This is a genomic window from Flavobacterium sp., assembly GCF_027483985.1.
Lineage (GTDB): Bacteria > Bacteroidota > Bacteroidia > Flavobacteriales > Flavobacteriaceae > Flavobacterium.
Genome location: NZ_JAIXTJ010000024.1, coordinates 15,001 through 32,356, shown reverse-complemented (window position 1 = coordinate 32,356; position 17,356 = coordinate 15,001). Strand labels below are relative to the sequence as shown.

Annotated in this window: 13 protein-coding genes and 1 pseudogene; 8 read left to right on the top strand and 6 right to left on the bottom strand. The window is 32.6% G+C overall.

Features of this window, described 5'->3' with window-relative positions:
- The 8 genes from Q0050_RS05835 (at position 1) to Q0050_RS05800 (ending at position 7,626) form a co-directional block, all read left to right on the top strand.
- The gene (locus Q0050_RS05835) at positions 1-1,005 is read left to right on the top strand and encodes a PDDEXK nuclease domain-containing protein (protein WP_298393251.1); all 1,005 of its coding nucleotides are present in this window, start codon (positions 1-3) and stop codon (positions 1,003-1,005) included.
- A 9-nt stretch (positions 1,006-1,014) separates the two neighbouring features.
- A complete protein-coding gene (locus tag Q0050_RS05830) occupies positions 1,015-1,905 on the top strand; it encodes a 3-hydroxyacyl-CoA dehydrogenase family protein (RefSeq protein ID WP_298393250.1) in 891 nt (296 codons plus the stop codon).
- A 65-nt stretch (positions 1,906-1,970) separates the two neighbouring features.
- Positions 1,971-3,188, top strand: a complete 1,218-nt coding sequence (locus Q0050_RS05825) for a DUF1015 domain-containing protein (protein ID WP_298393248.1) — start codon at positions 1,971-1,973, stop codon at positions 3,186-3,188.
- A 59-nt stretch (positions 3,189-3,247) separates the two neighbouring features.
- Positions 3,248-3,796: a hypothetical protein gene (locus Q0050_RS05820; RefSeq protein WP_298393246.1), complete on the top strand. Its 549-nt coding sequence runs from the start codon at positions 3,248-3,250 to the stop codon at positions 3,794-3,796.
- Entirely contained in the window at positions 3,787-4,461 is a 675-nt protein-coding gene (locus tag Q0050_RS05815) for a YggS family pyridoxal phosphate-dependent enzyme (RefSeq protein WP_298393244.1), read from the top strand. The genes Q0050_RS05820 and Q0050_RS05815 overlap by 10 nt, the downstream gene beginning before the upstream one ends.
- 69 nt (positions 4,462-4,530) lie before the next feature.
- Positions 4,531-5,892 carry an exonuclease domain-containing protein gene (locus Q0050_RS05810; protein WP_298393242.1) on the top strand — a complete coding sequence of 454 codons (1,362 nt, stop codon included), beginning with the start codon at positions 4,531-4,533 and terminating at the stop codon, positions 5,890-5,892.
- A 37-nt stretch (positions 5,893-5,929) separates the two neighbouring features.
- Positions 5,930-6,865: a tRNA (adenosine(37)-N6)-dimethylallyltransferase MiaA gene (gene miaA / locus Q0050_RS05805; RefSeq protein ID WP_298393240.1), complete on the top strand. Its 936-nt coding sequence runs from the start codon at positions 5,930-5,932 to the stop codon at positions 6,863-6,865.
- Positions 6,866-6,900: 35 nt separating this feature from the next.
- The gene (locus tag Q0050_RS05800; RefSeq protein ID WP_298393238.1) at positions 6,901-7,626 is read left to right on the top strand and encodes an acyl-ACP thioesterase domain-containing protein; all 726 of its coding nucleotides are present in this window, start codon (positions 6,901-6,903) and stop codon (positions 7,624-7,626) included.
- A 209-nt stretch (positions 7,627-7,835) separates the two neighbouring features.
- On the opposite strand, the gene Q0050_RS05795 is transcribed toward Q0050_RS05800, so the two are convergent.
- From Q0050_RS05795 to fabV, 6 genes and pseudogenes are all read right to left on the bottom strand, one after another.
- Positions 7,836-8,540 carry a response regulator transcription factor gene (locus Q0050_RS05795; RefSeq protein WP_298393236.1) on the bottom strand — a complete coding sequence of 235 codons (705 nt, stop codon included), beginning with the start codon at positions 8,538-8,540 and terminating at the stop codon, positions 7,836-7,838.
- A 7-nt stretch (positions 8,541-8,547) separates the two neighbouring features.
- The gene (locus Q0050_RS05790) at positions 8,548-10,131 is read right to left on the bottom strand and encodes a sensor histidine kinase KdpD (protein ID WP_298393234.1); all 1,584 of its coding nucleotides are present in this window, start codon (positions 10,129-10,131) and stop codon (positions 8,548-8,550) included.
- Between the two features lie 71 nt (positions 10,132-10,202).
- Positions 10,203-10,844: a dephospho-CoA kinase gene (gene coaE, locus Q0050_RS05785; protein WP_298393752.1), complete on the bottom strand. Its 642-nt coding sequence runs from the start codon at positions 10,842-10,844 to the stop codon at positions 10,203-10,205.
- A gap of 81 nt (positions 10,845-10,925) precedes the next feature.
- Positions 10,926-11,921 (bottom strand): annotated as a pseudogene (locus Q0050_RS05780) (glycosyltransferase family 2 protein); the annotation flags it as partial.
- Between the two features lie 87 nt (positions 11,922-12,008).
- Entirely contained in the window at positions 12,009-16,007 is a 3,999-nt protein-coding gene (locus tag Q0050_RS05775; protein ID WP_298393232.1) for a GEVED domain-containing protein, read from the bottom strand.
- A gap of 94 nt (positions 16,008-16,101) precedes the next feature.
- Entirely contained in the window at positions 16,102-17,292 is a 1,191-nt protein-coding gene (fabV, locus tag Q0050_RS05770) for an enoyl-ACP reductase FabV (RefSeq protein WP_298393230.1), read from the bottom strand.
- Between the last annotated feature and the right edge of the window lie 64 nt (positions 17,293-17,356).

Below are 17,356 nucleotides of genomic sequence, written 5' to 3'. Positions count from 1 at the left end.
ATGGAGTTAAGTCAAAATCTAATACATGAAATTAAATCTTTAATTGCAAAGGCAAAAGAAGGCGCAATTCGTACGGTAGATCATCATCGAACGGTTATGTATTGGCATATTGGCGAACGAATTTTTAACGAAGAACAACAAGGAAAAGACCGAGCAGAATACGGTAATTATTTAATAAAATATTTATCAGAGCAACTTCAACCTGAATTTGGAAGTGGATTTTCATATAGGGAACTTCATCGCTATCGCCAATTTTATAGAACATTCCCAATTGTGGACTCACTGCGTACACAATTGAGTTGGACACATTATAGAACACTCATACGCATTGATAATGAAGATAAAAGGGAATATTACATAGCAGAAACCGCAAAAAATAATTGGTCGGTTCGTCAAATGGAACGACAAATAAACAGTCATTTATTTGAACGATTACTGCTGAGTAATGATAAAGAAAGTGTTTTAGCAGTTGCTCGAAATGAAGTCATTCCAACCAATCCAAATCAAATTATAAAAGATCCTTTAGTTTTAGAATTTTTAGGATTAAAGCGTGAAAGTGCCTATTATGAAAAAGATTTTGAGGAAGCAATAATCACCAATCTGCAAGATTTTCTTTTAGAACTTGGAAACGGATTTTCATTTGTAGCAAGGCAAAAACGAATCCATCTAGATGGAGATGAGTTTTTTATAGATTTAGTTTTTTATAATCGATTATTGCAATGTTTCGTTTTATTTGAAATTAAAACACACAAATTAACACATGAAGATTTAGGTCAACTTCAAATGTATGTGAACTATTTCGACCGAGTTGAAAAAGTAGCTCACGAAAAACCAACAATTGGAATTTTACTTTGCGCAGATAAAAATAATGCCGTCGTAAAATACTCATTACCAGAAAACAACAATTCTATTTTAGCAAGTCAATACCAATTATACCTTCCAACAGAAGAGCAATTATTAACTGAAATTAGACGAGAAATTGAAATATTAAAACATACAAACTAAACAAACATAATGAAAACAATAGCTGTAATAGGCGCAGGAACGATGGGCAACGGAATTGCTCACACTTTTGCACAAAGCGGTTTTACCGTAAAATTAATCGATATTTCTGAGAAATCTTTAGAAAAAGGAATGGCAACAATAGCTTCTAATCTTGACAGAATGGTTGCTAAAGGATCAATCACTGAAGATGACAAACACAAAACTATTGGAAATATTATAACTTATACCGACATAAAAGATGGTGTTGTTGGAACCGATTTAGTAGTTGAAGCAGCCACAGAAAATGTAACGTTGAAACTAAATATCTTCAAACAATTGAGTGAAGTCTGTGATCATAACGTGATTTTGGCAACAAATACATCATCTATTTCGATTACTCAAATTGCAGCTCAAGTTGTTCATCCAGAGCGCGTAATCGGAATGCATTTTATGAATCCGGTGCCGATTATGAAATTGGTTGAAATCATTCGTGGTTATTCAACTTCAGATGAAGTAACCAAAATCATTATGGATTTATCTGTAAAATTAGGTAAAACGCCTACTGAAGTAAACGATTATCCTGGATTTGTAGCCAACAGAATCCTTATGCCAATGATTAACGAATCAATCGAAACGTTATATAATGGTGTAGCGGGAGTTTCTGAAATTGATACCGTAATGAAATTAGGAATGGCACATCCAATGGGACCATTGCAATTAGCAGATTTTATTGGTTTAGACGTTTGTCTTTCTATTTTAAACGTAATGTATGACGGATTCAAAAATCCAAAATATGCTCCTTGTCCACTTTTAGTAAATATGGTAATGGCCGGAAAACTCGGAGTAAAATCGGGTGAAGGTTTCTACGATTATTCGGAAAGTAAAAAAGCAGAGAAAATTGCAAAGCAATTTTCAAAGTAAAGAGTAAAAAGTGATTAGTAAATAGTATTTGCTAATCACTATTCACTAATCACTATTCACTCAAAATGAGCAAAATAATCCCTTTCAAAGCCGTGCGTCCAACTCCAGATAAAGTTGGGTTGGTAACTTGTCGTAATTATGATGATTATTCGCCGGCGGAATTGGCTTCGTGGTTGGATTTCAATCCGTATTCGTTTTTGCACGTGATTAATCCTGCGTATGTTCATTCGCAGAAGATTACTTTGGACAAACGTTTTAAAGGTGTTGCTCATAAATATCAAGACTTTAAAAACGATGGTGTTTTTCTTGAAGATGAAAACGCAGCTTTCTTTTTGTATGAAATTCAGACGAAAACTCAATCGTTTACTGGTATTGTCTGTGGAACTTCGATTGAAGACTATAAAAATAATGTAATTAAAAAACACGAAGATACGTTGCAATATCGTGTAGAATTATTCAAAGATTATTTGCATCAAACAGGTTTTAATACCGAACCAGTTTTGATAACGTATCCAGACAAATCGGAAATAAATTCTTGGATTTCTGAAAAGAAAAAAGAACAACCCATTTATCACTTTGCGACAACAAATAAAGAAAAACACACACTTTGGAAAATTGCTACTGATTCTGAAATAGCTTGGTTAGAAACTCAATTTCAAAATATTCCTGAGTTATATATTGCCGATGGGCATCATCGTTCGGCTTCGGCTGAATTATTATTTGATGAAAATAATCATTTGGGAAATCAGAATTTGAATTACTTTATGAGTTTTTTAATTGCTGAAAGTAATGTCAAAATTTATGAGTTCAACCGAATCATTCGTGATTTGAATGGTCATTCGAAAGAGGATTTTATTTTAAAATTGTCAGAACATTTCATCATCAAAACCAAAGAGCAAGAATTGTGGAAACCACAAGGAAAATTTGAATTCGGAATGTATTTAGATGGTGCTTTTTATGCGCTTTTTTATAAATTGGAAAATAACAATTCCTCACTTTTAGAAAATCTTGACGCACAAGTTTTATACGATAAAGTATTACAACCTATTTTAGGAATTGAAGATTTAAGAAACGATGAAAGAATAGAATATATTCCAGGAAAGCAATCTATTCTTACGATAAAAGAATTAGTAGATGAAGGCGAATTTGAAGTAGGATTTATGTTATTTCCAAGTGATATATCAGAAATTAAAGCTTTGGCAGACAACAATTTAATTATGCCTCCAAAATCAACTTATATTGAACCTAAATTTCGTAGTGGATTGATGGTTTATGAACTATAAGTACGAAGTACAAATTACCAAGTAAGAAGTACTGAAAAATAGTTATAACAAAATTTAAAATGAGAAAATTACTTCTATTCTTTTTAATTACAGTTACATCTTTTTCACAAAACAAATCGCTCACTATTGAACAGATTGATAGCATTTGCTTAAAATCAAAAAAAAATATAGAAGAGAAATTTGAAATTGAAAGAGATATCGCTGTTAGTCGCACTAAAAGCATAAAAGTTAGAACTGAAGCTCTTTTAAAGATCTATAAAATTTCTAATCTAGATACAATAAATGAAGAAACAATTGCACCAGTTGATTCTAATTATCCTATTCGAAAACCACAGCTAATTAAAGCTACTTATGAATATGAAACAATATCATATAAAAAGAGTGTTGAATATGTATTTGTAGAATTATATTATGAAAATGATAAAATCAAAAGTATAAGAGTTAAAAACAGATACAATGATAATAGTTATACTGTTTTTACAAACTATTCAAGTTTAAAAAAGGATAATGATATAACCTATTTTAGCTTTTGTCAAAGTTTTAATAATTGGGTTGATAGAATATCTCTTAAAATAAATAATATTTTTTACGAAAGAAAATGGCAATGATACAACAAAACCTACTCGATATAAAATCCCAACTTCCAAATCACGTCACGCTAGTTGCGGTTTCTAAAACCAAACCTGTTGCCGATTTGATGGAAGCTTATAATGCTGGACAACGAGTTTTTGGAGAAAATTATGTACAAGAATTAGTTGAAAAACACGAAGCACTTCCAAAAGATATTCAATGGCATTTTATTGGTCATTTGCAATCACGAAAAGTAAAACTTATTGCTCCATTTGTAAATTTGATTCACGGAGTTGATAGCTTGAAATTATTGCACGAAATCAACAAAGAAGCTCAAAAAAACAATCGTGTTATTGATTGTTTGCTTCAAATTTTTATTGCCGAAGAAGAAAGTAAATTTGGATTGGATGAAAAGGAATTAACAGAGATTCTATCTTCAGAAGAATTCAAAAACCTGAAAAACATAAGAATTATTGGTTTAATGGGAATGGCAACCTTCACAGAAAATCAAGACCAAATCAAAAAAGAATTTCAAAAATTAAAAACAATTTTCGATAAAATAAATAAAGAAACTATCGGTAAAGACGCGATTAATCGCGTCTCCATTATCTCAATGGGAATGTCTGGCGATTATCAGTTAGCAATTGAATGTGGAAGCACTATGGTTCGAATTGGAAGTAGTATCTTTGGGAACAGAAAATGATTAACGATTGCAGAACAACGATTTTTGATTTTTGAATAATTAACTGAACACTGAATACTGAATACTATTTTGTACTGCATACTCGACATAGAAACCACTGGAGGTCAATTCAACGAAGAAGGAATTACCGAAATCGCCATCTACAAATATGATGGTCGCGAAGTCGTGGATCAATTTATCAGTTTGGTGAATCCTGAAAAGGAAATTCAACCTTTTGTGGTTAAGTTAACTGGAATCAATAATGCTATGTTGCGTTCGGCTCCAAAGTTTTATGAAGTTGCAAAACGTATTATAGAAATCACTCAAGATTGTATTGTTGTGGCTCACAATTCTTCATTTGATTATCGTATTTTACGAACCGAATTTACTAGATTGGGTTACGATTTTATTCGTCCAACACTTTGTACGGTTGAATTATCTAAAAAACTTATTCCCGGAATGGAATCTTATAGTTTAGGTAAATTGGTTCGTGCACTCGGAATTCCAGTAACCGACAGACATCGAGCTAGTGGAGATGCTTTGGCAACCGTTAAACTGTTCAAATTATTGTTATCAAAAGATACTGAAAAAGAAATTTTAATAAGTTCAATAAAAGCCGAAATTAAAAGTGGTTTAGCACCAAAATTACTTGACATTGTTGAAAGTTTGCCTTACAAAACAGGAATATACTACATCCACAATGAAAAAGGTGATTTGATCTACATCGGAAAAAGTAAAAACATAAAAAAACGTGTTAATCAACATTTTACCGGAAAAACTAATAAGTGTAAAAAGATTCAACTAGAAGTTTTTGCAGTCACTCACGAAGAAACTGGAAGCGAATTGATTGCGCTTTTGAAAGAAAGTGAAGAAATTAAAATCAACAAACCTATTTACAATCGTGCACAGCGCAAAAGTATTTTTCAATATGCTTTGTATGAAGTTTTAGATGACAATGGTTATTTGAATTTACGTCTTCAAAAAGCCGATGGAAGAAAGAAAGAAATTACTGCATTTACAACACTTCAAGAAGGAAAAAATGCATTGTTTAGAATCACTGAAAAATATAATTTATGTCAGAAATTGAACGGATTATATGAAACTCAAAATGGATGTTTTCAACACAAAATAAAAGAATGCAACGGCGCTTGTTTGGGAATAGAATCACCTGAAGAGTATAACGAACGAGTAGAAGATTTTATTAACAATATGTCATTTGAAAACAACAATATGATCATTATTGATAGAGGTCGAAGAGTTGACGAACGAAGTGCTGTTTTAATTGAAAACGGAATTTATAAAGGCTATTGTTTTTATGATTTGAATTATCAAATTACGAATGTTGAAGTTTTAAAAAACATTATAATTCCGATGCAAAATAATCGTGATACTCGAACAATAATTCAAGGTTATTTGAGAAAAAATAAGGTCTTGAAGGTTTTGAAGTTTTAAAAAGAAAATAGAGAAAAGAATAAAGAAAATAGACCTTTTGAATTATTTAATTACCATCATCGGACCGACCGCCATAGGAAAAACTTCCTTGAGTATTGCTTTGGCTCAACATTTTGGTTGCGATATAATTTCGTGTGATAGCCGTCAATTTTTTAAGGAAATGCGAATTGGTACTGCCGTTCCAAATGATGTCGAATTAGCTAGTGCAACCCATCATTTTATTCAAAACAAATCCATTTTTGAAAATTATACCGTTGGCGATTTTGAGAAAGAAGCAATTGTTAAATTGGATGAACTATTCTTGAAAAACAACATCCAAATTATGGTTGGTGGATCAGGTTTGTATGTTGATGCTGTTTTGAAAGGATTTGATAGCTTTCCTGAAATTGATTCTAAATTTCGTGAGGAAGTTCGATTGAATTATGAAGAAAAAGGAATCGATTATCTCCAAAATCAGTTAAAAGAATTAGATTCTGATTATTATAATTTTATTATAGACACTAATCCGCAAACATTACAAAATCCGCAACGAATGATGCGTTTTGTGGAGGTTTGCATTGGAACAGGAAAACAGTATTCCTCATTTTTAAATAAAGAAAAAAACAAAAGAAACTTCACTCCTATCATAATCGGATTAGAAGCAGAAAGATCAATAATGTACGACAGAATCAATCAAAGAGTTGATATAATGATAAACGAAGGTTTGCTTGCAGAAGCTGAAAGGTTGTTTCCAAATAAGAATTTAAATGCCTTACAAACTGTTGGCTACAGAGAATTATTCGATTTGTTTGATTCAAATAGTGAAGATTCCGGACTGCTCAAGAATGCCATCGAAGAAATCAAAAAAAATACGAGGCGCTTTTCAAAACGTCAATTAACTTGGTTTAAACGAACCGAAAATGCAGTTTGGTTTGATTATTTAACTGATAGAACAGAAATAATTAATCATATAAATCAACACTTTAAGTCTTAATACTTAATACTCAAATCTTAATACTTAATACTTCCATGCCAATTTCACCTAACTTCACCTCTATTCTAACTAAAGATTGGGAAATCAATTTTCTGCAATGTTATCCTAATGGCTATTTGAAATATACTGAATTGTGCAATTTATTTCAATTGACAGCAGCAACACATTCGGAAGTTGGAGGAATAAGTTTTAGCGATATGCAAGAATTTCATCAAGCTTGGGTTTTGAGTAAAATGCGAGTTGAAATTAAGCGTTTGCCGAAATGGAAAGATAAAGTGAAGGTTAAAACTTGGATAAAATCATTAGAAAATTCCCGTTCTACGCGTTGTTTAGAATTATATATTGGCGATGAAAAGATTGTAGGATGCGAAACCTTTTGGGCTGTTTTTAATACCAAAACACGTCGCCCTGAAGCTTTGGCTTTGCCACACGAGCATTTTGAAAAATATCCAAATAATAGCGCTACCGAAAAAAGTTATGCTAAAATTGATTTGCAACAAGAATTCGAAAAAATTGCAGAGCGAACCGTCGTATTATCTGATTTAGATATTGTAAATCACGCTAACAGTATGAAATATCTTGAATGGTGTTTAGATTATATAGATTCTAAAAAACTTTTAAGACAAGAATTAACTGCTTTTGAAATGAATTACTTAAAAGAAGTTTCGCTAAATGAAACCATTTCGATTGCAAGGAACGAAAACATCTTTACTATTACCAAAGAAGGAAAAGTTTGTTTTGGATTGGAACTTGAAATGTAAATCAAAATTTCAATTTACAGCTAAAACCCTAGCCCTGATAGTAATGGAAATCCTTTTGTAAAAGAAGTCTATTTTTTTCTTGTTGTAAAAGAGCGACCATAGAAGCTCCTTTTACAGCTTAGAAAAAAAGACTTGTTTACAAAAGATTGTAATGGATAGCAGGAAATAGCTTCTAAAAAAAAAGCCCCAATTTCTTGGAGCTTATTCATTTATTTTTTTACTACTAATCTAAATCCTTCGCCGTGAATGTTTAAGATTTCAACGTTGGCATCGTCTTTAAGATATTTTCTTAGTTTTGCGATATATACGTCCATACTTCTTGATGTAAAGTAATTATCGTCTCTCCAGATTTTGGTTAACGCTAATTCTCTCGGCATTAAATCTTCGACATAAAGTGCTAACATTTTTAGCAATTCATTTTCTTTTGGAGATAATTTTATTGGCTCGTTACCAGGATAGTTCAAGAAACGTAATTTAGAATTCAAATGAAACTTACCAATTTGGAATTCAAACTGAACATTTTCAGCTTTGGTTTCAGATGATTTTCTTTGCATAATGGCTTTGATTTTCATCAATAAAACCTCAGAATCAAAAGGTTTATTCAAGTAATCATCGGCACCAACTTTATATCCTTTTAATACGTCTTCTTTCATAGTTTTGGCTGTTAAGAAAACGATTGGCACTTCTTTGTTTTTTTCACGAATTTCTTTAGCTAAGGTATAACCATCTTTATAAGGCATCATTACGTCAAGAATACACAAGTCGTAAGTATCTTTTTTAAATTTTTCAAAACCTTCCATTCCGTTTTTGGCTAAAACAACATCAAAATCGTTTAGCATCAAATAGTCTTTTAGGATGGCACCAAAATTTTGATCATCTTCGACTAATAATATTTTTTTAGTTTCTTTTTCCATGTTTATTTTAATTTATCAATGGGACTTTAATAATAAATGTACTTCCTTTTCCTTTTTCGCTTTCAACAAAAATCTGACCGTTGTGGTCTTCTACAATTCTTTTTACATAAGCTAGACCTAAACCGTGGCCTTTGACGTTGTGAATATCACCAGTGTGCTCTCGATAGAACTTTTCAAAAATTCGTTTTTGAGCCACTTTACTCATTCCGGCACCATTATCTTTAACCTTAATTAATACAAAGTCTTTAATGTTCTCCGTTCGTATATCTATAACGGGCGCATCTGGTGAATATTTTATAGCATTGTCCAAAATATTAACAATTACGTTAGTAAAATGTACGTCGTTTAGCAATGCTGTTGTTCTATTAGCTTCAAAATGTGTTGTTATCGTTCCTTGTCTATCTTCAACAATTAAATTAACGTGATCAACCGCATCTTCAATAATATCTTGAACATTTAATGGCTCTTTATTAATTTCTAATTCTTTTTTCTCCAACTTAGAAATTCGTAACACATTCTCTACTTGTGCATGCATTCGTTTATTTTCATCTCGAATCATTTGTAGATAACGATAAATTTTTTCTTTATCATCAATCACTTTCGGATTCTTGATTGCATCGAGAGCCAAATTGATAGTTGCAATTGGTGTTTTAAATTCGTGCGTCATGTTGTTAATGAAATCGGTTTTGATTTCAGAAATGTGACGTTGTTTTATTAACTGATGCAATGCATTAGCATAAGCAATTATGATTATTAAAGTAAAAATTACTGACAACAAGGTAATAGCAAGAATATCTGAAAATAGGAATTTCTTTTTTTGAGGAAAAGTTACTAATAACATGTACTTATTATTTCCATCATTATCAATGAAGACAGGAATGGAATAAGTTGCATATTTATCAAAATTAAAATGTTCCGATTTAATTTTAGTAGCTAATCCGTTGCTGTAAACGTTAAATTCGTAAGGTGTGTTGATTCCGTATTCCTTTAATTCTTTGTCTAATAATTCGTTTAACTGCTCTTTAGAAACGCGTTCGTTAATCGGATAATTAGCAACAACATCTTTATATGCGATTTCAAATTGTGCTTCTTCAAGTATTTTCAAATCACCTGCTTTCTCGATGGTTAAATCAGGCGTAAGCGTGTTTTGAATTCCTGAATTGTCAAATGAATTGTTGTTATAAACCTTAGTTTTTCTTTTAGCCGAATAATTTTTTACTTTAAAACTATCAATTTTTGTGTCAAAGAGCGTTGAAAAAATATCGTAATCTTCCGCGATTATGCTGTTAGAATAAATAATTGTTTTATTCGTTTTGGCATTTCTTTCGTAATAACCGTATTCTAATAAATCGTCGGTTTTTGGAGCTTTTGTGGCATTTTGCTTAAAACGTCCATTTTTTTTATAAAAAGCATAACGCTCTTTATCTTGGAGTTTTTTTGCAACATTTCCTAAAACTTGCTTTACGTGAAATTTAAATTGTTCTTCGTTGTTTTCTAGCGAATTATTAAACCAATAAACTTGCACTAGAATTATCCCGAGTAAGGATAAACTCATTAACAATACTAACAGGCGAAAAACAAACTTATTCATCACAACAAAATTAGCATTTTAACATATATTCTGTTGATGTATTAACCAAACATTAACACAGAGGTGAAATATTATTTATTTTTCAAAAAATTGACTATTTCGTCAACTTGTTTTTTGGTATCCTCAAAATTTTCGTTTTTAATTACGAAATTACTTCTTGCAATTCGCTCTTCGTCAGATAATTGATTATTTATTCTTTGAAGCACTTTTTCTCTTGTAGTTGCATCACGTTTTAACACGCGCTCGATTCTTAACTCTAAAGGAGCAGAAACAGTGATGATTTTATCGCAATCTTTGTAGCTACCGCTTTCAAATAATATAGCAGCTTCTTTAACTAAAATTGGATGAATTTGATTGGCTAAAATCCAATTGTCAAAATGCTTTTTCACAGCAGGATGAACGATAGCATTCAATTGTTTTAACTTTTCGGGAGCATTAAATACAATAGAAGCGAGTTTTTCTCTATCAAGTGTTTGACTTGAAGTAATCAATTCATTACCAAATGTTTGTGTAATTTGATTAATAATTTGAGGAAATTCCATAACTTTTTTGGCTTCTAAATCAGATATATAAACCGGAATTCCTTTTGAAATAAGATACTTTGCAACAGTTGTTTTTCCGCTTCCAATGCCACCAGTTAATCCTATTATTTTAGATTTTGATGGAGTTGGTTCAACAATTTTATTGATTGGAGCTACAATCTTTTCAATCACTTTTTCAACCGATTGTTGGATCGGAATTTGATTTTGTTTTTCAAACAACACCTCTCTTTCTATTTCAGAATCGTTAGTATTTATTTTGAAAAACAACTCAGGGAAAGCATCTTGTGGTTTTTTTCTTAACAAATTGATTTTGATAAACGATTGTAAAAATCCGATACCATAGCCGAAGAATTGTTTCCATACAGCTACCAATGATAATAAACCAATTAAAGGATTTCTATTTTGAATACTTGAAACAATAAAAATTATAACAAAATAAAGAAAATAGAATTTTAATCCCCAATCAAATAAAAATACGAGCAGAAAAATCGAAAAAGTAAATCCAATAACAAATAAGGATGGAAACCAATAAGTGATTTTGCTATATTCGGGATACCAATGATTTAAGATTGGTCTTGCTTTACCAAATTTTGAAACTTGTAGCGTAAATTTATCCCAGTCGATTCTTCGTTTGTGATAAACAAATGCGGATGAAAAAAGTCTAGTTTGGTATCCTAATTTCCATAATCTTATGGATAAATCCGGATCTTCTCCAGGATGAATATTTCCAAAACCTTTTGAGGCATCAAATGCTTTTTTAGAAAGTCCCATATTGAAACTTCTTGGTTGAAATTTATCAATTTTTTCAGATCCACCGCGAATTCCACCAGTTGTTAAAAAAGAAGTCATCGAAAAGTTGATCGCTTTTTGGATATTCGAAAATGATTTCAATGCTTTATCTGGACCGCCAAAACAATCAACATAATCAGATTTCAGATGCTTTTCTACTTCAGATAAATAGTTGGGTGGAATAATACAATCGGAATCAAAAATGATATAATAATCACCTTTTGCTTTTTTCATTCCGAAATTTCTTGAATCTCCTGGACCTGAATTAGATTTGAAATAGTAGGAAATTGATAGTCTATTTGCAAATTTATGAAGCACTTCTTCACAAGTTATAGATGAACCGTCTTCAACAATTACAATTTCATAATCGTTTTTGTAGGTCGAATTAAGTAAACTTTCTAGCAGTTCGTTTATTTCGTCGGGTCTGTTATAGACTGGAATAATAATTGAAAAATACATTCAAAAAATTTTCGACAAATATACTCTTTCTAAAAAAGAAAAGTCCCGCCGAAGCAGGACTTTTTACATATGAAAAATAAAATAAATTTATTCTTTAATCACTTTAATGGTTTTTACTTGACTATCTGATGTCAATCTTACCAAATAAGCTCCAGATGGAAGATTAGCCATATCTACTGTAGCTTGTGTAGCATTGATAGATTTAGCAATAACTTCTTGTCCGATAATATTGAAAATTTGAACCGTATCTATAGTATTAGAGTATGATAAATTTAAAACATCTTTAACTGGATTTGGATAGAATGAGAAACTTGAGTTATCAAAACCGCTTGCAGATAACGAAGCATCATAAGCCGAAATTGAGAAAGCACCAGGTGCGTCATTGTTATACTCATAAACTCTCAAATAAATAGTATTACCAGGTGTTTGACCTGTTAATGAAAGTAATGTAAATCCTACTGCTGTTTCAGTAGCACCATCATCGTCGCAACCTATTTGTGTTAACACTGCACAATCTCCAGTATAAGCAGTAACCACAGTATCAACTCCAGTTCCTCCAGCAATAGGAGCACTAGTTTCAATTGTAAGATTTCCACTTGCAGGAACAACTACAGTATACCAAACGTCACCACCACTAAATCCAAAACAAGTTGTTGGGTTTGGTTGAGTTGACGCAGTTGCACCAAAGGTAGTTCCATCAACATCATTATCAGTATAAATACCTCCTACAGTTAATGTATTTGGTGCAATACAGTTATCATTTGAAGGAGCTGGTGGTGGAGTTCCACATAACACAGATCTTGTTCTACTAATACTATTTGCAGCACAAGTATTATCTACGTGTGTATAAAATCTAATCACACCTGTTATTGTCGAAGTCCAAACTACAGAACCTGTACCAAATGTATAAGCTACAGTGCCATTTTCATCAGAAATTGTGATAACATCTGATGCAATAGAACTTGCAAAAGTATATTGCGTACCATTAATTACATTTACTTTAGAATATTCACCTGCATAACCTATTGTAGTTATTGACTGAGCTGTTCCTGCACAAGCTGGAGTAAAAGTTGCTCCTGGCCATTGACCATTTGGACTAGATAAACAACCTGCAAACGGACAAACCTCTGTAACAGTAACTGCTAATCTATCTGTACTTTCACAAGAATTATCAAATTGTGAAGCATAATAGGTTGTTCCAGACACTAAAACTGTACTAGCCAATATTGGACTTCCTCCAGTTGCAGTTGTATACCAAGCAATATCAGTACCTGTAAAAGTTACCGTTAAATCTTGTAATGTATCAGGACCACAAAAAGTTTGATTGCTATCACCAGTTGGAGCTGCAACCGTTGTAATATTTAAGGTTAATTCGGCTATACTGTAGCAACCTTCGGTATTTTGTACTCTAACAAAAATAATTTGACCATTTGTTCCTACAAATGCAGTAGGATTTGGAATTGGATTTGCATTAATTTCGGCTTCGAAAGAATCGATATGGTAACTAAAAGTAAATGAAGTTCCAGAATTAATCGATGGGTTGGCAGTTGTTAAATTGAAAACCGCTGAACTTGAACCATTACTACAAACAGTTAATGAAGCTGCATTAGCTACTGGAAATGGTGAAACAGTAACAGAAACTGCTAATCTAGAAAAGCTTTCACAATTTACTGTTTGAGAGGCATAATAGGTTCCAGATAATAAATTTTCTGTTGCTAATAATTCAGTTCCTCCTGTTGCTGTTGCGTACCATTTGATATTTGTTCCGTCTGCAAATAAATCGCCTACTGTTGCTGAACCACAGAAATTTTGAACTGCATCACCAGTTGGAGCTGGAGTCGTTGAAGGACAATCATAAGCTGAAACTTGGAATTGTCCAACAGCGTCATTTGAATATTCCCAAACATTAAAATATAATATTTCACCTGGAGTTCTACCTGTTAACGATACAAGTGAGAAATTTCCGTTAGTACTATCGTCATCATCACATTCTACTAATACTAAATTTGAACAACTTCCTGAATAAACAGCTAATCCAGTATCAGTAATTGGACTTCCTGTTGCAGGATTTGTTTCAAGAGTTATTGATCCCGATGCAGGAACAGTTACTGAATACCAAACATCACCACCTAAGAAACTTGCGCATCCTGGAGCTGGTGGATTTGAGTTTGTAGCTGCTGCATTAGTTCCTACTACTGGATTAGTACCAAAAACATTACCAACTGTTAAAGCTATTGCACCTGAACAATTATCATTTACAGGAGAAGTAACAAAGTAGAATGGTCCGGTTAAAAGACTTACACCATTAGTTGTACAATCAGCGCCTACATAAAAATCATATGCCGTTCCTGGAGTTAATCCGTTTACTACATATGGATTCACTGTACTAAAATAAGTTGGACTAGCTGGAACTGGACTTCCTGCTGGAGTTACATAAATATTCCACGCAGTTTCAACACAACCTGCTGTCCATCCTAAAGTAGCAGAAGTACTGCTAACATTTGAAACCAATAGATTTGTTGGTTGAGGACAAGCTACTGCAGCAGAAACGGTTACATTATAATCTTCAGTTTCACCCCAACCATAATTAAGACAAGGATCAATATTTACTCCAGATACGTTATACACATCTCTAACTCGCATTCTATGAGTACCTAAAGGTGGATTACAAGCCAAAGAAATTGGAAACGTAGCAGAACCATTACCAGCAATTGACGCTGAAGTAAAACCAACTCTTTCTGAAGTTGCAAAAACTCCATCGTCATTATAATCAATCCAAACAGCAACGTTTTGACCACCAAAAGTTCCTACTGAAACGTTAACGTTATAAGATGATCCTGCTTGTAGTGTACCAGTGTAATTTGGTTGACCTGTAAAATAAGTAAATGCTGGATTCGAAGGAGCTGTACCAGAATTATTTGACAAAGTAGTACCTGTAATTACTATATTTGAGATTAAATCTCCTTCGGTTTTACCTGTTGTATAAGTTGGCGTACAATAACAATTTGAAGGCGTATTTAAGCCAACCATCACAGGAGTACTAGTCTCTGTTAAAGTAGATGTGGTGCAAGTTACGATACATCTGTAATAAGTAACCGCACTTTGAGTTGTTGAATAAACTGAAAAGTTTGATGCACCTGCTGCGTTAGCAAAAGTTACGCCATCAGATGAAGTTTGCCACTGATAAGTTACACCCGAACCTAATGTTGTATTTTGTAAAGAAAGATCAAAACTTACACCATTACAAGATGAGGCTGTACTAGATAAAGTATTTCCTGGAGTTGGAGTTCCTGCGCACGCTGGTGGTGCCCATGCAAACACCAAACCAGAAGGAGGAAAAATAGTATTTGACAATAAAACAGTGTTTGTTGCAGCAGAACCTGCTGTAGTTCCCAACCAATCAACTGCTGTTGTTCTATTTACAAAATTACTAGCAACATTGTTAGGATTTGCTCTTAAACCACACTGTGCTTCTGTTGAAGTTGCATTATTAATCATTGATCCATATACAATCTCAACTTTATTAGATGTTTCATATAATTTAATTTGAAAATTATATGAATCTCCGGTTGCTAAAAACTTAGAATAGTTTGTCCACTGAACAACCAAAACTCTGTTAGGAGCTACTCCTGTAAGTTCATATCTGATAGAACCACCATTTTGAGAAGATAAATCTCTTGTAAATGCCGAGATTCTTGCTACAAGAGGATTAGATACCGTTGTAGTTGTTGACGAAATAGGTTCATAAGACGAAGTACTATTCATATCTACAGAAGGTGTCAAAGCAGACGACCCAAGAGATATCCATCCGTTGGCATTGATTCCAAAACGATTATAAACAGCACCATTGAAATCAAAATTAAAACCGATAGGCAAACCCACACCAGTAAAATTTGCTGATCCAAGTGGAACAGCAGGATCTAAAAATCTTTGGTCATCTGTGGTTGCTGACCCAAGTAATGTTCCGCCAGTTATTGCAGTATAACTCGAATTACTTTGCGTAAAAGTATATTGAGTCGAAATCTGACTATAACTTAACTGGAACAAACAAAAAAATAATGCTACTAAAAAGTAATTTTTCTTCATTTTGTAATTGTTAGTTAGTTTTAAGTGTATAAAAATAAACAAAAAAAGCTCATCTATACTGATGAGCTTTTAAATCTATTAAAATTTAACATTATTAATTTATACTTGGCACCGAAACCAATTCATTTGTATCAGCATCATAATCTACGCCTTCAAATCCAAATCCAAATAAATTTAGGAAGTCTTGTTTGTATCCTGCTAAATCTCCTATTTCTACTAGAGATTCTGTTGTAGCTTGCTCCCATAAAGTTGCAACTTGCTGTTGTACATCATCTCGCATTTCCCAATCATCAATTCTGATTCTTCCATTTTCATCTGTTGGAATTGCATTTCCTGAATATAATCTTTGACTGTAAAGCCTTTGAATTTGTTCGATACAACCTTCGTGAATTCCTTCAGCCTTCATTATTTTATAAAGTAAAGAAATATATAATGGAATCACTGGAATTGCAGAACTTGCTTGAGTTACCAATGCTTTATTAACCGATACATAGGCTTTACCAGCAATATCTTTAAGATCATCTGTAATTGTAAATGCAGTTGCTTCTAAATGGTCTTTAGCTCTACCGATTGTTCCTTTTCTGTAAACCGCTTCTGTAACTGATGGTCCGATATATGAATAAGCGATTGTTGTTGCGCCTTCAGCTAATAATCCTTCGTTTTTAAGGTCATTTATCCACATTGACCAATCTTCGCCGCCCATAACTACGACCGTATTATCAATATCATCTTGATTGGCAGGTTCGATTGAAACTTGAGTAACATTACCTGTATGAAAATCAACCGTTTTATTTGTAAAAGTAGCACCAATTGGTTTTAATGTAGAACGATGCAATACTCCTGTTTCAGGATGCATTCGAACTGGTGAAGCTAAACTATAAATAACTAAATCAATTTGACCTAAATCACTTTTGATTAAATCAATGGTTTGTTGTTTGACCTCTTTTGAAAAGGCATCACCATTGATACTTTTAGCATACAAACCAGCTTTATGAGCTTCTTGTTCAAATGCTGCAGAATTATACCAACCTGGCGAGGCAGTTTTACCAGCAGTAGCAGGTTTTTCAAAGAAAACACCAATTGTAGCAGCATCACATCCAAAAGCACTAGATATTCTTGATGCCATACCAAATCCGGTTGAAGCACCTATTACTAATACACGTTTAGCACCTTCAATCTTTCCTTTTGATTTTACATACTCAATTTGATTTTTAATATTTTGCTCGCAACCCTTTGGATGAGCTGTCAAACAAATAAATCCTCTCATTCTTGGTTCTATAATCATAATCTATAGCTTTGATTGTTTATTTTAAGTTTGTTTTTGATAGAACAAATGTAATTCTATATTT